Raw genomic sequence first — 20,491 nt, forward strand, 5'->3', positions numbered from 1 at the left:
ATTATATAGCTTTTATTTCTGCAACTAATTTTTGCAATGCTGCTTTAGCATCACCAAATAACATGGATGTCTTTGGCTGAAAAAACAAAGCATTTTCAATGCCTGCATAACCGGGCTTCATACTGCGTTTATTTACAATAACTGTTTTAGCCTGCTCAACTTCTAAAATAGGCATACCATAAATAGGTGAGGCTGGATCGGTTTTGGCGGCTGGATTTACAACATCATTGGCTCCTAAAATCAACACTACATCGGTTGTTTTAAATTCGTTATTGGCATCCTCCATTTCTAATAATGCATCATAGTTCACATCTGCTTCAGCTAATAAAACATTCATATGGCCAGGCATTCTACCGGCCACTGGATGAATGGCATATTTTACTTCTACCCCTTTTTCTTCTAATAATTGTTCTAATTCATGACAAATATGTTGCGCTTGCGCAACAGCTAGTCCATACCCAGGAACAATCATCACTTTAGTTGCATAACTCATACAAACAGCAGCATCACTAATAGAAATCTCTTTAAAGCTTCCAGTAACGGCTTGTTGTTCCCCTTTTGAAGAAGCTCCAAATGAACCAAGTAAAACGTTCATTAAACTTCTATTCATTGCCTTGCACATCAAAATAGTTAAAAGCGTGCCTGCAGCACCAACCAATATTCCGCCAGTCAGCATGACTTGGTTATCATATAAAAATCCACCACAAGCAGCTGCGACGCCTGTGAAAGAATTTAAGAGTGAAATCACTACCGGCATATCTGCTCCCCCGATTGGCAAAACAAATAATACACCATATAAAACAGCTGCGACAGTTATAATGTAAAACCAATAATAATTGGTAATGGTAATATTGTAAGTCAAATAAGTAGCAACTCCAATAATGGCCAACAGTAAAATATTATTAGCCATCTGCTGTCCATTAAAAGCAAAATCTTTTACTGAACCATTGAGTTTCCCCCAAGCAATCATACTGCCTGCAAAAGAAATTGTGCCAATAATTAAACCTGCAAAAATGATGAGCAAAGTAGCTCCATCTAAACTTCCTGGTGCAGCATACAAATCATTATCTGTAAATAGTGGATGAGTTAAATGTTGAAATTCAATAATTGAAATTAATGCTGCACATGCCCCTCCCATTCCATTAAATAAGCTGACCATTTCTGGCATGGAAGTCATTTTTACTTTTTTAGCAGCAAGGGTTCCGGCTATAGTACCTACCGCCAATCCACCAAAAATCCATCCATAATTCCCAAGCTTAACGCCATCTTTACTATATAAAAAAATGGTTCCTAGTATGGCAATAGCCATACCTGCTGCGGCCACCCAATTTCCCTTTCTGGCTGTAGCAGGATGTGATAGCATTTTAAGCCCTACAATAAAACTGACAGAGCCTAATAAATAACAGAGTGTAAGCAAATTTATTTCCATCTTATTTTTTCTTCTTAAACATTTCCAACATTCTATCGGTAACAACAAATCCGCCAACTACATTTAAAGTACCCAACACAACTGCTAAAAATCCAATAATCAATGCTACGATATCATCTGGTTCAACTTCCCCCATCACAATAATGGCTCCAATGATTACTACTCCGTGTATTGCATTAGCTCCGCTCATTAATGGGGTATGTAACACACTAGGCACACGACCAATTACCTCTATACCTAAAAAAATAGATAAGATAACAATGTATATAATTTCAATATGTTCATTTATATATGCTAAAAAAGTATTCATACAATTTATTTAGGATGCAAGTAAAGATTGAATGCGATCGTTTACAACTGCACCATCGTGTGCCATGCAACAACCTTTTACGATATCGTCTTCAAAATTCAAATTGATTTGTCCTTCTTTAGTCAAAATCAATTGTAAGAAATTAAACACATTTTTACCATACACTTTACTAGCATCAGCTGGCATGTCTGATGCCAGTTGACTATTACCTACTAAAGTAACTCCATGCAATTGAATGATTGCATTGTTTTGAACTCCAAAAACATTCCCCCCTGTTGCTGCTGCTAAATCAACTACAACAGCACCAGGTTTCATTAATTTAAGCATGCTTTCATCTATCAATAATGGAGCGGGCTTGCCTTGCAATTGAGCAGTTGCAATAATCACATCTGATTTAGCAACCGATAGGGCTAATCTTTCTTTTTGCTTTTGCTTAAATTCAGGTGTTTGCTCTACCGCATATCCACCAGCTGCTGAAACGTCAGCTGCACCATCTACTTCAATAAACTTAGCACCTAAACTCATCACTTCCTCTTTTACAGCAGCTCGAGTATCGGATACTTCTACCACTGCACCTAAACGTTTAGCAGTTGCAACGGCTTGCAGACCCGCAACGCCAGCACCCAATACCATTAGTTTTGCTGGGGGAATACTTCCAGCAGCGGTCATGAACATAGGAAAATAACGAGGTAACAAATCGGCTGCTTTTAGTACTGCCTTATACCCTGCGATATTGGCCTGACTGCTCAATACATCCATAGATTGTGCTCGCGTTGTTCTAGGTATCATATCTAAACTAAAAACAGTAACCCCTTTAGCTGCCCATTCATTCATTAATGAATAATTAAATAATGGCTGAAAAACACCTATTAGAACAGCCCCTTTTTGCATCTTTAATAAATCTTCATTAGGTATGCTCCAATAGCATAATAAAATATTGGCAGAAGATAAAAGAGAATTTCTATCTGTAATTTTTGCCCCTACCTCAGTGTAAGAGTCATTATTTGCAAATGCTCGAACACCAGCATCCATTTCAACCATCACTTCAATTCCTTGCTTAACCAATAAGGCCAGCTGTTCAGGCAACATTGCCACTCTATTTTCTCCTATAGGTTCTTTCAGGATGCCAATTATCATGTATGTAAGTTAATTCATTAAAACTGAACAATAAAATGCTGCTTTTCTTTTTGTTCTTTCCTAAAAAAAACCAAGCCGATAAAAAATAAATCAATCGTTAAAGTAACAGTTTCGTCCTCTTTGATTGCTGCCCAAGCTTGTTCCATTTCTTTACTCCAGTGAATATCATCGAAAATTAATACAGAGTGCTCATGCAAGCAGGGTTTCATCATGTTAAAGTAACGTAGGGTAGGTTCGTATCTATGATTACCATCAATAAAAACGAAATCAAGCGTTTGATTTTTGTGCAGTACATTGTCTAGTGTATCGTCGAAATTACCCACTACTTGTTCAATATTATGTAAGCCAATATGCTGAAAATGACGATGAGCTTGTTGCGCAATTTCGGGTGCACCCTCCATTGTTATAACTCGAGAATGATTATTAGCAGCAGCCAAATAACTAGTTGTTATTCCCAATGAAGTACCTAACTCTAAAATCGTTTTAGGAGCAAAGTGATTAACCAGCCTAAATAATAATTGCCCAAATTTTTTAGGCTTTAATGCAGATTTTGCAATAGAAGAAATGGTTCTAGAGCTGGTTACATTTAATCGAGAACCTGCCCCAAAATCAGCTACAGTAATTATTGTATTATTGTACTTAAGCTCTTCTCTAGCGGCTTCAATTAATGGATAAACATAAAAATTTCTATCATCGGTAAATACTTTATCAATTAATTCAAATACAAAAGGAGAGTGTACGCCATGTCCCTTTGCATTGGACGACTTTATCCAATAATGCATATAACGCAAACCAAGCTGAATAGGTGAATACATTATAGTTGAATTTGATTTATGGGAAGCCATTTCTTTAACCAAAACAGCGCATATACGAATGAAAACCAACTTAGAAAATGAGCGAATTTCAATACCAAATTAATCAATTCGAAATCGGGCAATTCGGTAATATCTAAATAATAAACCATTACGCCTAAGCTAAACCATAAGCTCTTCCTAAAAAAAGGAATGGCAAAACACAGAGGAAGAATGATAGAAAAAATAACGCTTAATACCGAATCATCTATATAATTTAACCAGAATTGGTTAATGGGTTGACCACTGTTAATGGACCGTAAAAATTGTATTAATCCAATCAACACCCGTATTTGATAGAGCGCATAAATCAGTAATAAAATATTCATTACCTGTAAAATGCTTTTACTATATAAGCTTCTAAAATTGTTTTTATATACAACAGATGCAATTCCTAGAAATGGAATGAATAATAAATAGAGAAAGGGAATAAGTTGCATAATTATGAATGCTTTTGCCAACACTGAAAACGATATGCATGAGGGTGTTTAGCATCTGCTTCTTTGGCGTCGTCCATAGTAAGTTGCCAAAGATCGGTATCTAATGCTGGAAAAAAAGTATCCCCTTCAATAATAGTATCCACTCTTGTTAAATAAATTTTATGTGCATAGGGTAATGCAGCTGCGTAAATTTCGCCACCTCCAATGATAAAAGATTCTTTATAATCATTTTCTGAAGCAATGCGCAAGGCATCTTCTAAAGAGGAAGCTTTCTGAACACCACTTGCTTTCCAATCGGCTTGCCGAGTCACTACAATATTCAGTCGCCCGTTCAATGGCTTACCCGACAAAGATTCAAAGGTTTTTCTTCCCATAATGACAGGCATTGCCCAAGTGGTTTGCTTAAAGAATTTCATATCATTAGGCAAATGCCAGAGCAATTGATTATTCAACCCAATGGCATTATTATTAGAAGCGGCAACTATTATTGATATAATCATATTATACAGCAACTGGTGCTTTTATTGCGGGATGGCACTGATAATTTTCCAAAGTAAAATCAGCAAAATCAAAATCAAAAATATTAGTAACGGTTGGATTTAATTTCATAATTGGTAAAGGGTAAGGCTCCCTACTCAACTGTAAATTCACTTGCTCTAAATGATTATTGTAAATATGTACATCTCCAAAACTGTGAACAAAATCTCCATATTGCAAACCAGTTACTTGGGCCATCATCATCGTTAGCAATGCATAAGATGCAATATTAAAAGGCACCCCTAGAAAAACATCAGCACTGCGTTGATATAGTTGACAACTCAATTTGCCATCCGCTACATAAAATTGAAATAAACTATGACAAGGCATTAATGCCATTTGAGCAAGTTCTCCTACATTCCAAGCGCTTACAATCATTCTTCTACTGTCGGGGTTATGTTTTAATTGATATAAAACATCTGCAATTTGATCGATTACTTTTCCATCTGCCCCTTCCCAACTGCGCCATTGTTTACCATATACTGGTCCTAAATCACCGTTTTCATTAGCCCATTCATTCCAAATGCTCACCCCATGATCGGTTAAGTATTTAGTATTGGTATCCCCCTTTAAAAACCAAAGTAATTCGTAAATAATACTTTTTAAGTGCAATTTTTTGGTAGTTACTAACGGGAATCCTTTTGCTAAATCAAAGCGCATTTGATAACCAAAGCAACTGATTGTGCCTGTACCAGTTCGATCCGTTTTTGCTACCCCGTTGGCTAAAATATGTTTTAATAAATCATGATACTGTTGCATACACAAATTAACAACGAAATGGCCGCATTTTGCGGCCATTAATAGTGCTGTGCAGAAATTGTGATTATTCCGCTACTTTTTTTGAATCAATTTATTAAAGCTCAAAAACCAACCCATATTACTTACATGGGTATCGAAGCTGCCAAATTTGCCTTGAACACTTAACCCAAAACCAATGCTACCACGCAAAGAAAATTGGTTAAAGCTGCTTCTTATCTCACTATTTGCTCCCCCACTAAAACTATATTTTTGGACATTACTATAAGTACTATACACTGCTGGCAAAGCTGCTTGCATAAAAAAAGCTACTGAATTTCGTTTATTAAAGCTCAGATAATAACGAGTGATTGGTGTAATACCTAAATCAAAGTTATTGATCATTTCTTTTACTTGCATGGGAGGTGGTATTCCTGGACCCGGTCCAATCACCATTGGGTAGGTTTCGTAATTTCTGCGTTCTGTATGGGCCCCTGCAATACCCATCACTCCAATCATCCAATTCTGTTGAACAAATTTTCCATACATTGGAGCTAATAGGATACCAAGATTCGTATTTCCTTTTGTAATAGAGATATCGGTATAAGACCCCATCATATCCGAGTAAACTGGTGAAATACCTATGCCCAAAAACGATTTCCCCTTATTGAAATGCTGGTAAGTTGGTTTTTCGGTTTGAGCAAAGCTAAAACAAGTAATAGCCGATGATAACAAAAGCATCCATCCTTTCTTCATAAACATTTTTTTACATAAGAGTCTATGAAGAATAAAACTGTTGCACCATTCAAATAAAAATTAACCCTTTCTTCTATCTAATTCCTTTTTGATTAAAGATAATTCACGTCCGGTTTGGCCAGCAACACTTGAGTTTTCTTTTGCTCTGCGCATTAAATATGGAATTACATCTTTAATGGGACCAAATGGTAAATACTTGCTCACGTTAAATCCCTCTTTGGCTAAATTAAATGTAATATTATCACTCATTCCATATAACTGAGAAAAATGTACATGGGAGTGATTATGAGGCAAGTTTTTATTATGCATAATTTCTGCCGCTAATAAATTACTCTTTTCATTGTGCGAAGCAATAATGACCGAAATATCATTCAGATGCTCAAAACAAAATTTTACCGCCGCATTAAAATCACCATCTGTAGCTTCTTTGGTTGCTTGAATAGGTGATTCATAACTCATCTGCAAAGCTCTTTCGCGCTCTTTTTCCATATAAGCCCCTCTCACCAATTTAATTCCTAATTTAAATTGTTGTTGTTTCGCAATTTGATAACTCAATTGCAAAAAGTGTAATCGATCGTGTCTATACAACTGAATGGTATTATAAACAATTACTTTCTCTTTATTGAACACTTCCATCATTTCCATGCACAATCGATCGATTGGATCTTGAATCCAGCTCTCTTCTGCATCAATTAAAACTCCAATATTTTTCTCTGCTGCAATTTCACATATCGTGTACATTCTTTCGCGTACTCGATCCCATTCGGCTACTTCTTCCTCATGATCATGTATCCCACTTCTTAATCTAGGTGCTTCATTTAAGGTTTGCAATAAAGCAAATCTAGCTAACCCTGTTACCTTAATACTAATGAATGGAATATTCGTTTGGGTTGCAGCATAATTAACTACTCGAATAAATTCCTCAGTTGCATGATCAAAACTTTCCTCAGATTCTTTTCCTTCAACACCATAATCAAGAATAACTTGTATACTATATTTCCCAAGAATATTGCCTACTTCAGCAGTTTCTTCTAATGTTTCTCCGCCTACAAATTGCTTGAAAATGGTTTTTCTAATTAACCCATTTACCATTGGCAAGCCTGTTTTCATGATAAAGGGTGTAAGCGTAGTACCTAATTTTACAAACCATGGAAATTCCATGGTTTTAAATAAAAATTTAGCCCCTTTTAATTCTTTGTCAGACTTGTATTCAAAGGCATTTTGTGTATTGTCGAAGGAAATGTTCATACTAACGGTTGTTCGTTCAGCAAATATCGGTACTCCATGGTTAAGTAAGCACCATTTTGCTAAAATTCCAGCAAAATTATTATTAAATGGCTTGATGATTGAAAGGTTGTAATACCATTTCACTAACTACACCACTAGCAGGTTGCTGGCAAAGAAACCAAATGGCTTTAGCTGCTTCTTCTGCTACAATCATTTTATCCCGCTGCACCCTTAGGTCAATATTATCCCAGAATGCAGAGTCAATCCCACCTAAGAAAATATTAGTTATTCTAATTTCCGTCCTTTTTAATTCTTCCCGAATGCTTTGCATCATTCCAACTAAACCATATTTGCTAGCACTATACGCTGCTGCACCAGCCATTGGTACCTTACCCAATACCCCTGGGATATTGATGATTAGCCCCTTCTTCTGCTCTTTCATATTGGGCAATACCGCTTTAACCAAATAAAAAGCCCCCATTAAATTAACTTGCAAAGTACGCTCAAATTCATTGCTGGTAAGTGTATCCATCGATTTTATAACTCCAATACCCGCAGCATTAATCAGAATATGAATTACTGGAGTTTGAGCCAAAACTTGAGCAACAGTTGCATTTACGGAAACTTCGTCTGCTATGTCCATTTGAAAACAACGACTTTCAGGGATACCCGCTTGCTGGGCAACTTCTGCCAACTTTTCTGTATTACGACCAGTGATAAAAACAATAGCGCCACTCACACTTAATTGTTTTGCAACTTGAGCGCCTACACCACCTGTTGCTCCTGCTAATAATACTACACGTCCTTTTAAAGATTCCATTTATTCGTTTTAAGTACAACAATGGGCAAAGCATTTTGTTGTAATTGATTTTATGAGCGCTGTAAGTATTGTCTTTCCACATCAATTATTTAAAAACCATTCGGCATTAGAGCCTTCGGTTCCAGTATATATAGTAGAAGAATGGCTTTTTTTTCAACAGTATCCTTTTCACTTTCAAAAACTGTTGTTACACAGGGCTAGTATGCAGCAATACAGAAATTATTTAGATAGTAAAGGTTATCAAACACATTACATAGAAACAATATCGCCTATTTCCAATATAATCGAATTAGTTCCCTACTTGGCAAAAAAGGATATATCAGTTATTCGAGTGGTAGACCCCACTGACAATTGGCTGTTTAAAAGACTAACAAAAACTTGCGAAAAATATACTATTCAGTTAGAAGTATTTGATAGTCCAGGGTTTTTAAATACTCTTTCAGCAACAGATACTTTTTTTGAAAAGAAGAACAAATATTTTCAAACTGATTTTTATACTTGGCAAAGAAAATCAAGAAAAATATTAGTGAATGATGCTATGCAACCTATTGGCGGAAAATGGACTTTTGATGCTGAAAACAGAGAAAAATTTCCAAAAAATAAAAAGTCGCCAGATTGTCAATTTGCTGATGAAAATGAGTTGATTATAGCCGCTAAGCATTATATCATCAAACATTTTCCGAATAACCCAGGCATAAAAGATGCACCATTTATGCAGAAGGATAAAAAAGGATATTATCCAATCAGTTTCGAAGCAGCTCATGATTGGTTGATTCAGTTTTTGAATAATCGATTCCAAGAATTTGGTACTTACGAAGATGCAATGATAGCTGGAGAGTCTATTTTACATCACAGTGTATTAAGCCCGTTAATCAATATAGGATTATTAACACCAGAAGAAGTATTAAATGAAACTTTACATTACGCTACAAAAAAAAATATTCCACTCAACTCTTTAGAAGGATTTATACGGCAAATCATTGGTTGGAGAGAATTTATTTATCAAGTTTATGCAAGAGCAGGCAGCCAACAAAGAACCCGTAACTATTGGGGATTTAAACGGAAAATTCCTGCCTCATTTTACACAGGAAATACAGGAATCATTCCATTAGATGATGCGATACAAAAATTACAAAAGACAGGATACAATCATCATATAGAACGACTAATGATTATCGGCAATTTTATGTTGCTCTGCGAGTTTGATCCCGACCAGGTTTACCAGTGGTTCATGGAAATGTATGTAGATGCATATGATTGGGTAATGGTTCCCAATGTATATGGGATGACACAATTTGCTGATGGTGGACTAATGACCACCAAGCCATATATCAGTGGTAGCAACTACATTTTAAAAATGAGCAATTATCCAAAAGGAGAATGGCAGGAAACCTGGGATGGGCTTTTCTGGAGATTTATGCATGTGCATCGATCATTCTTTTTACAAAACCCACGTTTGGGTATGTTGGTAAAAACTTTTGATAAAATGCCTGAAAACAAGCAACAACTGCACTTAAGCAATGCAGAAAAATATTTAGAAACACTAGATAAGTAATCAAATTATATGAATTATCCCATTGAATTTCCGACGAATTATACAGCAATAATTGAACGTATTGAACAAATAGATGCAAAGCAATACGAACGTACCAGAAATTTTATGAATGGAGCGGTGAGCTATTTATCTCCATACATTTCAAGAGGCGTAATTCAACTACCACAAATAAAAGAAATAGTAGTAGCAAAATATGGCAGATACATTTCAGAGAAACTAGTTCAAGAATTGGCTTGGAGAGAGTTTTTCCAAAGAGTCTGGCAACACAAACAGGAGGGTATTTTCACCGATTTAAAACAAGCACAAATTAAAGTAGCCCATTACTTAATGCCGTCGAATATTGAGTCGGCCAACACAGGTATTGAGGCAATAGATCAGGCTATAAACAATTTGTACCATACCGGATATATGCATAATCATGCTAGAATGTACACCGCAATGCTTACTTGTAATATCGGACAATCCCATTGGCTAACTCCTGCAAAATGGATGTATTATCATTTATTAGACGGAGATCTTGCAAGCAATATGCTGAGTTGGCAATGGGTTGCGGGAAGTTTCAGCAGTAAAAAATATTATGCCAACCAAGAAAACATCAACAAATATGCAGGTAGCCAACAATTCCAAACTATACTAGATTATAGTTATGAAGAATTACCTAATACTGGTATCCCAACCAACTTGGCAAGCGTTACTGCACTAGATCTTCATACTCAATTACCATCAACTCCTACACCCAATATTAATCCTAATATTCCAACGCTGATTTACAATAGCTATCAAATTGACCCTAATTGGCATAAAGAATTAGATGCAAACCGAATCTTATTATTAGAACCTACCCATTTTGAGCAATATCCTGTAAGTAAAAAAGTGATTGATTTTGTATTGGAACTAGCCCAAAAAAATATTCCAACAATTCAAATCTATACAGGATCCTTTGATTCATTAAATGCGCTAACACCTAATATTATTTACAAAGAACATCCTTTAAACAATCATTATAAAGGGAAAATAGAACCCAGGGCCTGGTTATTCGATCAAGTTCATCAATATCATGGGAGTTTTTTTAGTTATTGGAAAAAATGTGAACGTCATTATCAATAAATAGAGAAATTTGCTGATGCTAATTACATCTATACAAATTTATCGCTATTCAATCCCGATGGTGCCTTTTACCATTGCTACAGGCACAATGGATTTTGCACAAAATTTATTAGTGATTATAAATACTGATGAAGGTATTTCTGGCTATGGAGAATGTTCTGCATTTCCAATGATAGTTGGAGAAACACAAGCAACTTGTTATGAAATGGGCAAAGCTTTTGCAGCGATTTTTAAACATAAAGACCCATTAGATATTGAAGCCCGTATGCAAGAATTAGAAGGGTTCACAGCAAGAAATTATACCGCTAAAAGTGCATTTGATATTGCTTTACATGATATTGCTGCAAAAAGATTGAACCAACCCTTATATGCCTATTTAGGGGGTAAAAAAAGAAAAATCGTAAGTGATTTAACCATAGGAATTGATAGCCCTACTTCAATGGCTGATCAAGCAATCGCATTTGTAAATCAAGGAGTAGAAACCATCAAAGTTAAACTTGGAAAGAACCATATAATAGACATTGAACGCATTAAAGCGATTCGTGCTGCAATAGGATATAATACCACCATTAGAATTGATGCCAACCAAGGCTGGTCTTACGAAGAGGCAGTGACTGCACTAACTGCATTAGGAGATTATCAAATTGAATTTTGCGAACAACCCATGCGAACCTACAATGATGAATTTTTACCACAACTTTGTACCATCTCTCCTATTCCTTTAATGGCAGATGAATCGGTGTATACACATCATGATGCGGAAAGAGTCATTCGCAATAAAGCCTGCGCTTCCATCAATATAAAGTTTGCAAAAAGTGGAGGTATTACAGAAGCAATTAAAATAAATGATATAGCAGAAGCAAACAATATTTCTTGTATGATGGGGGGAATGCTAGAGAGTCGGCTAGCACTTACTGCCAAAGTGCATTTTGCAATGGCTATGCAAAATATTATTTTTTATGATTTAGACACCTGCCTATTGGGTCATAAAACTGATCCTGTTTTAGGTGGGGCACAATACAAAGGCATGGAGTTATTGGTGAATGACACACCTGGCATTGGCGCAAGCGTAGATCCAACTTTTTTAGAAACCCTTGAAAGCATTACTATTTAAACAAAACTACAACTTTAGCCATGTTATATTTGTAGCATAATAAATAAATATGGAAGCGAAAAAGTCGAGTGAGAGTTTTACAATAATGAATGAGTTGGTTTTACCCAATGATACCAACACATTTGGTAATTTAATGGGTGGCAGGTTGATGTATTGGATGGATATTGCTGCAGGGATTGCTGCTGGAAAGCATTCCAACACACCAAGCATGACGGCCTCTGTAGATAACTTAAGCTTTAAAAACCCTATCAAACTTGGTAATGTAGTTCATATTCAAGCAAAAGTGTGTAGGGCTTTTAATACTTCGATGGAAATACATATAAAAGTTTGGGGAGAAGATTTATTGCACCAATACAAATATGAAAGCAATGAAGCATTTTTCACTTTTGTAGCATTAGATCCAAATGGAAAACCAAGAACAGTACCAGCGTTAATTCCTGAAACGGAAGACGAAAAAAGATTATTCGACGGAGCTTTAAGAAGAAGACAATTAAGACTTATTCTTGGTGGCAAAATGAAGCCAGACGATGCAAGTGAACTAAAAGCTTTATTCTTTAAAGACTAAGTTCTGTTAAAGTTATTTATCTAATTTACTCATTAGATGGTGTTTGCCCTTGAGCATGAAGTTCTTACTCTGCTCAATGGCTTCCATCACCTGATCTAGAATCTCTTCAACGGATTGAGTGTAATCAATTACCATCGGTTCTTTAAATCGTACAGATAAAATGGAACCTTTCTTTTTAAAGCTTAGGCCTTTTTTGGTAAAAGCCCTCCAAAATCCATTGATAACAACAGGCACAACAACAGGCTGATTATTCTTAATGATATGCGCTGTACCCTTTCTCCCTGGGGCAAAAGGCTTGGTCGTGCCTTGTGGAAAGGTAATTACCCAACTCTTATTTAGTGCCTGATCAATTTTTTGTGTATCTGATTCGTCCCTATTCCTATTAATATCTTGTCCTTCTGCTCTCCAGGTTCTTTTAACTGTGAGCGCACCCGCTAATTTGAACAAACGACTAATCATACTACCGTTCATTGTTTCTTCAGCAGCAACAAAATAGAGATTTGTAAAAGGATTGAGCAAATAGTAAGGTAAACCAAGTTTATTTTTCTTTCGCCATTTAACAGCACAAAAAATATGTATGAATGTAATTACATCCGCAAAATACGTTTGGTGGTTACTCACAAATAGAACATTGTTCTTTGGAAGTTTACGCAAGTGTTCGGTACCCTCAATTTTGATAGAGTTAACTAAGGTAAGTCCAGGATAAGTTGCCATCCCTACTATTCCATAAACGAACGATCTAACAATGCGTATATTTTTTATTCTCTCCACTAAATTCATGTCGATAATAATTGGCCAGCGGTGCAAAATAAGGAATGTATTATACATTTGCACCAGAAAAATAAGAAATGGCACTAACCACGGTAATTTTTGATATAGATGGTTTATTAATTGACAGTGAACCATTATGGCATGAAGCTGCAACAGAGTTATTCAACCAATTTGGTGTAAAGCTTACAGATGCAATGTATACGAGTACTACAGGCTTAAGAACAAAAGAATTTGTTCAACTATGGTTTGACTATTTCAAAATAGACCAACAACATGCGGCTGAATCAGAAAAAATAATTGTTGACGGCGTATTAAAAAGAATTGAAGATAAAGCTGGAATTATGCCAGGGGTACCTCATATCTTTGATTTTTTTGCCAATAAACAGTTTAAGATTGGTCTTGCAACTTCCTCACCTCCCTCTTTAATTGATTTAGTGGTAAAAATGACTGGCATTGCCCCCTATTTGTCCGCTACTGCTTCTGCAGAGTACCTGCCATATGGAAAGCCGCATCCACAAGTTTATTTAAACTGTGCCGAAGCAATGAATAGCCATCCAACCGAATGTATCTGTTTTGAAGACTCATTTAATGGCTTAATTGCTGCAAAAGCAGCCAGAATGAAATGTGTGGTTATTCCACACCACTCTCTTAACAAGGATGAGCGCTGGGGTGCTGCAGACTTAAAATTGAGTTCTCTACAAAATTTTGGTGAGCTTCATTTTGATCGCTTAAACAGCTAATATTTTTACGCGCTCCGCAATCACTAGCTTTTTCACTATTTTTTTAAAAATATTCCAAATAAAAAAGCCCCGAAATTTCGGGGCTTTTTTACATTATAATAATTATAATTAATTTCTGCTTTTCAAGTTTGGATGAGGAGCAGGTACGCTATTAGGACCTTCTTCAGTAGTTCCTTGTAAATCTACAGTGTTGGCTTTACCATCCTGAGCATAAACAAATAACAATCTGCTTTCAGCTATACCTTGCTTTTCAACTAAGTACTTGATTACCGCATTAACACGCTCCCAGCTTTGTTGTTGAGCTGCTTTGCTAGTTGCACCGTAACCAATTACTTTAACATTACAAGTTGGGTTTGCTTTCAATTGAGCAGCAGCAGCACTTAATACCACCATTGCATCTTTACTTAACTTGGTAGTCGCACCTTTAAATTGAACGCTAGGTAATGCACTAATAGTACAGCTAGGCTTCATGTTAGCTTGCATATTAGTTACCATTTCCTTGATTTCCTTGCAGCAAGGATTCTCAGGACAAGTACCGATACCATCGTTATTTACAGGGAAACATTTTTGAGAAGTCAATAATTCTTTATCTCTGTAATCAGGAACTCCATCACCATCAGTGTCTTTAGAAACACCATGAGAATCAACTGGAGCACCAGCTGGAGTATTTGGTTCCATATCAAATTGATCAGTTACACCATCTTTATCTGCATCAGGTAAAACCACTTTAGGCATTTTCATATGCTTAGGGGCATTTAACTCATTGTAGATATAATTATTTGGATTGATCCAGTAAAGAGGTTGAACTCTTTTGCTTTGATCACCAATATTGATGTTTACTTTAGCAGTAGTCATGCTGATATGATCACCGTTGTCATTTCTAACATCTTTCCAAGCATCTAAATAGTCATAAGCTTTTGCACTGAAAATGAACTTTTGTTCTAATCCAATACTAATTCTATCGTTTACTTTGAAAGCTGCTCCAAAACCTAAGTTAAAAGCATGCATTAGTCCAACTGCGTTAGTTGAAGCTCCACCCATTCTGGTGATTAAACCATCTTGAGTATTAGCCTGACCTGGGCGTTGACCATAAAAAACGTTGTAACCACCACCTAATTGTTGACCAGCAGGATCTGCATAGAAAGTTTTGCTACCAACAATGCTATATCCAGCTAAAACATAAATATTTGTTTTAGGGTTGCCTCTATAGTAGCTAGGTGTATTTAAAGAAGCGATAACATCTAAGCCTAATGCCATCATTTTATTTACATAAGCAACTTGAGGAACAGGCAACAAAGTAGTTCCATATAAGCTTGGTGCGCCAGAATTTCTTGCAACGTCAATCGAACCTCTTACTGAGAAGATATGTCCTAAAGACTTTCTTGCAGAAACGCCTAGAGCAAAACCTAATTTAGATTTTACGTCTCCACCAATCCAAGATGGTCCAACACCTAGACCAATTTCCCACTGACTTCTTGGTTTTGCAGGGTAAGGGTACTGGTTATTCATAAATTCATTGTGCTGGGGCAGATCTTTCACTGCTACTTTGGAGGTATCTTTCCAATCCCAACCCCAGTTTGTTTGTGCGTTAGTTGTTACTTGCGCGAACACAAATAGAACAACTAGTAAAAGAAGCTTCTTGCTTGCCATAATCGATATTTGATTTAATAATTAATTATAATCGCTGTAAAAGTACTTATTTTTTATATAAATCCTAAAATTTACTATCAAAGGGGGGTATACGATAGCTATTGACTGCGAATATAGTATAAACGCTGCTTTTAACAGTTTATTTTGTCATATTCATAGGTATATTGCAGCATAATTATAACATGAATTTAGCAAAAAAAGTTATTTCGAGCGAACTGGAGCAATTTGAAGTTCATTTTAGAGAGGCAGTAAAGAGCAGGGTGGCATTATTAGACCGGATTATGCAATACATTGTCAAGCGTAAAGGAAAGCAGCTTAGACCAATGTTTGTGCTATTAAGCGCCCGCTTAGGAGGATCTATAGACAACAGTACTTTTCGGGCCGCTTCATTAGTTGAATTATTACATACAGCAACACTTGTACACGATGATGTGGTTGATGAATCAATGGAAAGAAGAGGTTTTTTCTCTATAAATGCGCTCTGGAAAAATAAAATTGCCGTTTTAGTAGGTGATTATTTGCTTTCAAAGGGATTATTGCTGTCCTTAAACAACAAAGACCACGAAGTCTTAAGAATTCTTTCAGAAGCGGTAAGACTGATGAGTGAAGGAGAACTTTTACAAATTGAAAAATCAAGGAACCTAAATTTAAGTGAGTCGGTTTATTATGAAATAATAAATGGCAAAACAGCTTCCTTGCTAGCATCAGCATGTGCTGCAGGGGCTGCCACTACTTTCTCTGACCCTGCAGACATTGAAACTATGAGACTATTCGGCGAAAAAGTGGGAATGGCCTTTCAAATCAAGGATGATTTGTTCGATTATAGTAGTAAAGACATTGGAAAGCCTACAGGCAATGATATTAAAGAAAAGAAATTGACCCTGCCATTGATTTATGTCCTAAACAATTGCACTGCTTCTGTCAGAAAGGAAATTATTTACATTATCAAAAATCAAAACACCCAAAAAGAAAAAGTTGCTTTTGTTATTAAACAAGTAGAAGATTTGGGGGGCATTGATTATGCCACAAAAAAAATGTTTAGTTACCGAGATGAAGCATTGGCATTATTATATCGGTTTCCATCTTCGCCCGTTAGAGATGCTTTGGAGGAATTGGTTAGATATACAACAGATAGAGAATATTAATGCAAAAAAGATGGAACATATTACCGGTTAATTCAGCCGAAGTTGCCGCTCTGCAAGCCTCTTTAAAAATCAATTCCATATTATGTGCTATCCTTGTTCAAAGAGGAATAACTGATTATGAAAAAGCCAAAGCTTTTTTTAGACCATCCCTTAATCAGTTGCACAGTCCATGGTTAATGAAAGACATGCACAAAGCAGTAGACCGCATTCTACTTGCTTTTGAACAGAAAGAAAAAATTTTAGTTTACGGAGATTATGATGTGGATGGAACTACTTCCGTAGCAAGCATGTACCAGTTTCTAAAGTCGCTACATAACCCTATCGAATTTTATATCCCACATAGATACAAAGAGGGATATGGGATTTCAAAAATTGGCATTGATTACGCAAAAGAACAGGGATTTACCTTAATTATTTCCTTAGACTGTGGAATTAAATCAGCTGAATTAATTGCTTATGCAAAAACGCTAGGGATAGATTTTATAGTATGCGATCATCATTTACCAGATAACGATGTGCCAGTAGCAGCTGCAATATTAAATCCCAAACAAATTGACTGCGCCTACCCTTACAAAGAATTGTGTGGATGCGGGGTAGGGTTTAAGCTGATGATGGCATTAACGGAGAAACTCAATTTGCCTGCAGAAACCTACCTGCAATTCATAGACCTGGTAGCCATTGCAATTGCCGCAGATATTGTTCCTGTAACAGGTGAAAATAGAACATTGGCATTCTTTGGAATTCAAAAAGTGAATACTAAACCGTCTGTTGGCATTGAAGCATTATTAACTTTATCTAAGGCAAAAGGCCCGATGAGTTTGACAAGTTTAGTTTTTGTAATTGCGCCTAGAATTAATGCAGCAGGCAGAATGGATGATGCAAAAAAAGCAGTACAATTATTTATTGAGAAAGACCCCATTGCTGCTATCGAATTTGCCAATATTTTACATAGTGACAATACGGATCGAAGAGAAGCAGATAGTTCTATTACAATAGAAGCGATGGAAATGCTTGCTGCTGATCCAGAAAATAAAAACAGAAAATCAACCGTCTTATATAATGAACATTGGCATAAAGGTGTTGTAGGTATTGTTGCCAGTAGATTGATTGAAACCTTTTATAGGCCTACTATTGTATTAACAAAGAGTGGTGAATATGCAGCTGGAAGTGCAAGAAGTGTTTCAGGTTTTAATTTATATGAAGCAATTCACGCATGCAGAGCACACTTATTAGGATATGGAGGACATTTTGCAGCAGCTGGAATGACATTAGCTACCAATCAAATTGAATCATTTAAAGCAGCATTTGAGGCAGAAGTAACAAGAACCATTACCCCTGAACAGTTGACGCCAGAGTTGATCATTAATGCTGAAATCAATTTCAAAGATATAACCACCTCGCTTTATAATATAATCAAGCAAATGGAACCATTCGGACCTGATAATATGCGACCGGTATTTATGGCTAAAAATGTGAAAGATGCAGGCTTTTCCAAAGTGGTAAAAGACCTGCATCTTAGAGTGGTATTAAAACAAGATGATATTATTTTATCGGGTATCGGGTTTAATATGGCCGATAAATTTTCAATATTGCAAGATGGTCAACCAATCGACATTGTTTTTACAATAGATGAAAACGAATGGCAAGGCAATACCAATTTGCAACTAAAAGTTATTGACCTCCTACCTGCATCATCTGTACAGAACGATTAATAAAGTTAGTCAGCTCCGATCCCTTCAATAATCCTTGTGACAACAAAGCCAAATCAGCTAAATTTCTTACCTGCTTGGTTTTAAGGTCTTCATTATTCTCTTTTAAAATTGTTTGGAATACGGGGTGATTACCATTCACTGTCAAGGTCACTTCATCTGGCATTTGAGCATAAAATGCAGTCATTCCGCCACCAGCAGCACCCATATCTTTCATCCTACGCATAAACTCAGGACGAGTGGCAATAACAGGTGCCGAATCAGTACTTAATCCTTTTACTTCTGTGGTTACATTTAATTCAGGAATTTGTAGGGTAAATAAAGATTTCAATTGCTCTGTTTCATCCTTGCTTAATACAGATTCATTACTCTCTTGTTTATCAATTAAATTATCTACGATATCCGCATCTACTCTTACAAAACTGGTATTCTCCCACTTCATTTCCATCGTATTCAAGAATGCAGCGTCTACCAAGGTTTCCATCTTTACTACTTCGTATCCCTTCAATTTACATGCTTGAATATAGGCGTCTTGTTGAACAGGATTAGTAGTATACAATACAATATGTTTCCCTTCTTTATTTTTTTGTAAAGCTTCTGTTGCCGTTTTGTATTCGTCTAGAGTAAAGAATTTGCCATCCACATTTTCCATTACCAAAAACTTGTTGGCTTTATCTAGGAATTTGTCGTCGGTCATCATTCCATACTTCACAAACAAGCCCAAACTTTCCCATTTTTGTTCAAACTCAGCACGATCATTTTTGAAAATTTCTTCTAATTTATCTGCTACCTTTTTAGTGATATGGGCATTAATTTTTCTAACATTTGGATCGCCCTGCAAATAGCTTCTACTAACGTTTAAAGGAATATCCGGACTGTCAATTACACCATGCAATAACATTAAGAATTCAGGTACAATATCTTTTACTTCATCCGTTACAAAAACTTGGTTACAGTACAACTGAATCTTATCTTTCTGAATTTCGTAGCTCTGCTTAATCTTTGGGAAATACAATACTCCAGTTAAATTAAATGGATAATCTACATTTAGATGTATCCAAAATAAAGGCGTTTCACCAAATGGATATAATTCACGATAGAATTTTTCGTAATCTTCTTTAGTAAGTTCACTTGGTTTTTTAACCCAAATAGGATTGGTATTATTAATCGACTTTTCAGCTTCTTTTTCATCGTCTTTCTTTACTTCGGCATTCACATCCGTAAAAAAAATGGGGATTGGCAAAAACTTACAGAATTTTTCTAAAATTCCTTTCAATTTGTAAGCATCTAAAAATTCAGCACTCTCTTCATTAACATATAAAATAATCCTAGTACCGCGCTGTTTTTTCTCCACTTCATACAATTCAAACTCAGGGCTACCATCACAACTCCAGTAAACTGTTGCAGCATCTTCTTGGTAGCTTTGGGTTAACACTTCTACTTTAGAAGCAACCATGAAAGCACTATAAAAACCCAATCCAAAATGCCCAATGATACTCGCATCTTTATATTTCGTTAAAAACTCTTCTGCACCACTAAATGCTACTTGGTTAAGATATTTATCTACTTCTTCTTTAGTCATTCCCACCCCACAATCTTCAATGGTAATGGTCTTCTCTTTGGCATCTAGCTTAACATCTATGCGGAGTTCACCCAACTCACCTTTTGCCTCTCCAATTGAGGATAAAGTTTTAATTTTTTGAGTTGCATCAGTAGCATTACTTACTAATTCTCTTAGGAAAATTTCGTGGTCGCTGTATAAGAACTTTTTAATAATAGGGAAAATATTCTCCGTCTGAACGCGAATCTGTCCTTTTTGCATATCAATGTATTTTTCCATGACTTGTCAAAGAAAGTACCAATTGAGTATTTGCTGACAGGATGACAAATAAC

The 20,491-nt window shown here is 36.0% G+C and carries 20 protein-coding genes; 7 read left to right on the forward strand and 13 right to left on the reverse strand.

Annotation, left to right across the window (positions count from 1 at the left end):
• Position 1 precedes the first annotated feature (1 nt).
• The 10 genes from ACTIEI_RS09660 to ACTIEI_RS09705 all read right to left on the reverse strand — a co-directional run bounded on the left by ACTIEI_RS09660 (position 2) and on the right by ACTIEI_RS09705 (position 8,242).
• Positions 2-1,429, reverse strand: coding sequence for an NAD(P)(+) transhydrogenase (Re/Si-specific) subunit beta (locus ACTIEI_RS09660; RefSeq protein WP_439506085.1), 1,428 nt, complete (start codon positions 1,427-1,429; stop codon positions 2-4).
• Between the two features lies 1 nt (position 1,430).
• Positions 1,431-1,739, reverse strand: a complete 309-nt coding sequence (locus ACTIEI_RS09665; RefSeq protein ID WP_439506086.1) for an NAD(P) transhydrogenase subunit alpha — start codon at positions 1,737-1,739, stop codon at positions 1,431-1,433.
• Between the two features lie 9 nt (positions 1,740-1,748).
• On the reverse strand, positions 1,749-2,876 hold the full coding sequence (locus ACTIEI_RS09670; RefSeq protein WP_439506087.1) for an NAD(P) transhydrogenase subunit alpha: 1,128 nt from the start codon (positions 2,874-2,876) through the stop codon (positions 1,749-1,751).
• A 17-nt stretch (positions 2,877-2,893) separates the two neighbouring features.
• Positions 2,894-3,691: an O-methyltransferase gene (locus ACTIEI_RS09675; RefSeq protein WP_439506088.1), complete on the reverse strand. Its 798-nt coding sequence runs from the start codon at positions 3,689-3,691 to the stop codon at positions 2,894-2,896.
• Positions 3,691-4,167: a hypothetical protein gene (locus ACTIEI_RS09680; protein ID WP_439506089.1), complete on the reverse strand. Its 477-nt coding sequence runs from the start codon at positions 4,165-4,167 to the stop codon at positions 3,691-3,693. Before ACTIEI_RS09680 ends, ACTIEI_RS09675 begins: the two co-directional genes overlap by 1 nt.
• A 2-nt stretch (positions 4,168-4,169) precedes the next feature.
• Positions 4,170-4,667, reverse strand: coding sequence for a dihydrofolate reductase (locus tag ACTIEI_RS09685; RefSeq protein WP_439506090.1), 498 nt, complete (start codon positions 4,665-4,667; stop codon positions 4,170-4,172).
• 1 nt (position 4,668) lies between these two features.
• Complete coding sequence (locus ACTIEI_RS09690) at positions 4,669-5,463, reverse strand: thymidylate synthase (protein ID WP_439506091.1); 795 nt, start codon at positions 5,461-5,463, stop codon at positions 4,669-4,671.
• Positions 5,464-5,535: 72 nt separating this feature from the next.
• Positions 5,536-6,195, reverse strand: coding sequence for a hypothetical protein (locus tag ACTIEI_RS09695; RefSeq protein WP_439506092.1), 660 nt, complete (start codon positions 6,193-6,195; stop codon positions 5,536-5,538).
• Between the two features lie 60 nt (positions 6,196-6,255).
• Positions 6,256-7,443 (reverse strand): proline dehydrogenase family protein, encoded by a 1,188-nt coding sequence (locus ACTIEI_RS09700; RefSeq protein WP_439506093.1) that lies wholly within the window; start codon positions 7,441-7,443, stop codon positions 6,256-6,258.
• An 82-nt stretch (positions 7,444-7,525) separates the two neighbouring features.
• Positions 7,526-8,242, reverse strand: a complete 717-nt coding sequence (locus ACTIEI_RS09705; RefSeq protein WP_439506094.1) for an SDR family oxidoreductase — start codon at positions 8,240-8,242, stop codon at positions 7,526-7,528.
• Between the two features lie 52 nt (positions 8,243-8,294).
• Here ACTIEI_RS09705 and ACTIEI_RS09710 point away from each other — a divergent pair, with 52 nt between their 5' ends.
• Genes ACTIEI_RS09710 through ACTIEI_RS09725 form a run of 4 tightly spaced genes read left to right on the forward strand, consistent with a single transcriptional unit; the run spans position 8,295 to position 12,583 of the window.
• Positions 8,295-9,797, forward strand: coding sequence for a cryptochrome/photolyase family protein (locus ACTIEI_RS09710; RefSeq protein WP_439506095.1), 1,503 nt, complete (start codon positions 8,295-8,297; stop codon positions 9,795-9,797).
• Between the two features lie 9 nt (positions 9,798-9,806).
• Positions 9,807-10,904, forward strand: coding sequence for an FAD-binding domain-containing protein (locus tag ACTIEI_RS09715; protein WP_439506096.1), 1,098 nt, complete (start codon positions 9,807-9,809; stop codon positions 10,902-10,904).
• Between the two features lie 16 nt (positions 10,905-10,920).
• Complete coding sequence (locus ACTIEI_RS09720; RefSeq protein WP_439506097.1) at positions 10,921-12,018, forward strand: mandelate racemase/muconate lactonizing enzyme family protein; 1,098 nt, start codon at positions 10,921-10,923, stop codon at positions 12,016-12,018.
• A 49-nt stretch (positions 12,019-12,067) separates the two neighbouring features.
• Positions 12,068-12,583, forward strand: coding sequence for an acyl-CoA thioesterase (locus ACTIEI_RS09725; protein ID WP_439506098.1), 516 nt, complete (start codon positions 12,068-12,070; stop codon positions 12,581-12,583).
• 12 nt (positions 12,584-12,595) lie between these two features.
• Here ACTIEI_RS09725 and ACTIEI_RS09730 read toward each other — a convergent pair whose 3' ends face one another.
• Entirely contained in the window at positions 12,596-13,363 is a 768-nt protein-coding gene (locus ACTIEI_RS09730; protein ID WP_439506099.1) for a lysophospholipid acyltransferase family protein, read from the reverse strand.
• A gap of 68 nt (positions 13,364-13,431) precedes the next feature.
• Here ACTIEI_RS09730 and hxpB point away from each other — a divergent pair, with 68 nt between their 5' ends.
• On the forward strand, positions 13,432-14,094 hold the full coding sequence (gene hxpB, locus ACTIEI_RS09735; protein WP_439506100.1) for a hexitol phosphatase HxpB: 663 nt from the start codon (positions 13,432-13,434) through the stop codon (positions 14,092-14,094).
• Positions 14,095-14,202: 108 nt separating this feature from the next.
• On the opposite strand, the gene ACTIEI_RS09740 is transcribed toward hxpB, so the two are convergent.
• On the reverse strand, positions 14,203-15,744 hold the full coding sequence (locus ACTIEI_RS09740) for an OmpA family protein (RefSeq protein WP_439506101.1): 1,542 nt from the start codon (positions 15,742-15,744) through the stop codon (positions 14,203-14,205).
• A gap of 182 nt (positions 15,745-15,926) precedes the next feature.
• Between ACTIEI_RS09740 and ACTIEI_RS09745 the strand changes: the two genes are divergently transcribed.
• Both ACTIEI_RS09745 and recJ read left to right on the forward strand, forming a co-directional pair.
• A complete protein-coding gene (locus ACTIEI_RS09745; RefSeq protein WP_439506102.1) occupies positions 15,927-16,889 on the forward strand; it encodes a polyprenyl synthetase family protein in 963 nt (320 codons plus the stop codon).
• Positions 16,889-18,601 carry a single-stranded-DNA-specific exonuclease RecJ gene (gene recJ, locus ACTIEI_RS09750; RefSeq protein WP_439506103.1) on the forward strand — a complete coding sequence of 571 codons (1,713 nt, stop codon included), beginning with the start codon at positions 16,889-16,891 and terminating at the stop codon, positions 18,599-18,601. The genes ACTIEI_RS09745 and recJ overlap by 1 nt, the downstream gene beginning before the upstream one ends.
• Here recJ and htpG read toward each other — a convergent pair.
• Positions 18,561-20,438 carry a molecular chaperone HtpG gene (gene htpG / locus ACTIEI_RS09755; protein WP_439506104.1) on the reverse strand — a complete coding sequence of 626 codons (1,878 nt, stop codon included), beginning with the start codon at positions 20,436-20,438 and terminating at the stop codon, positions 18,561-18,563. The two genes, recJ and htpG, sit on opposite strands and share 41 nt — an antisense overlap.
• Between the last annotated feature and the right edge of the window lie 53 nt (positions 20,439-20,491).

This window comes from Sediminibacterium sp., assembly GCF_051860225.1.
Lineage (GTDB): Bacteria > Bacteroidota > Bacteroidia > Chitinophagales > Chitinophagaceae > Sediminibacterium.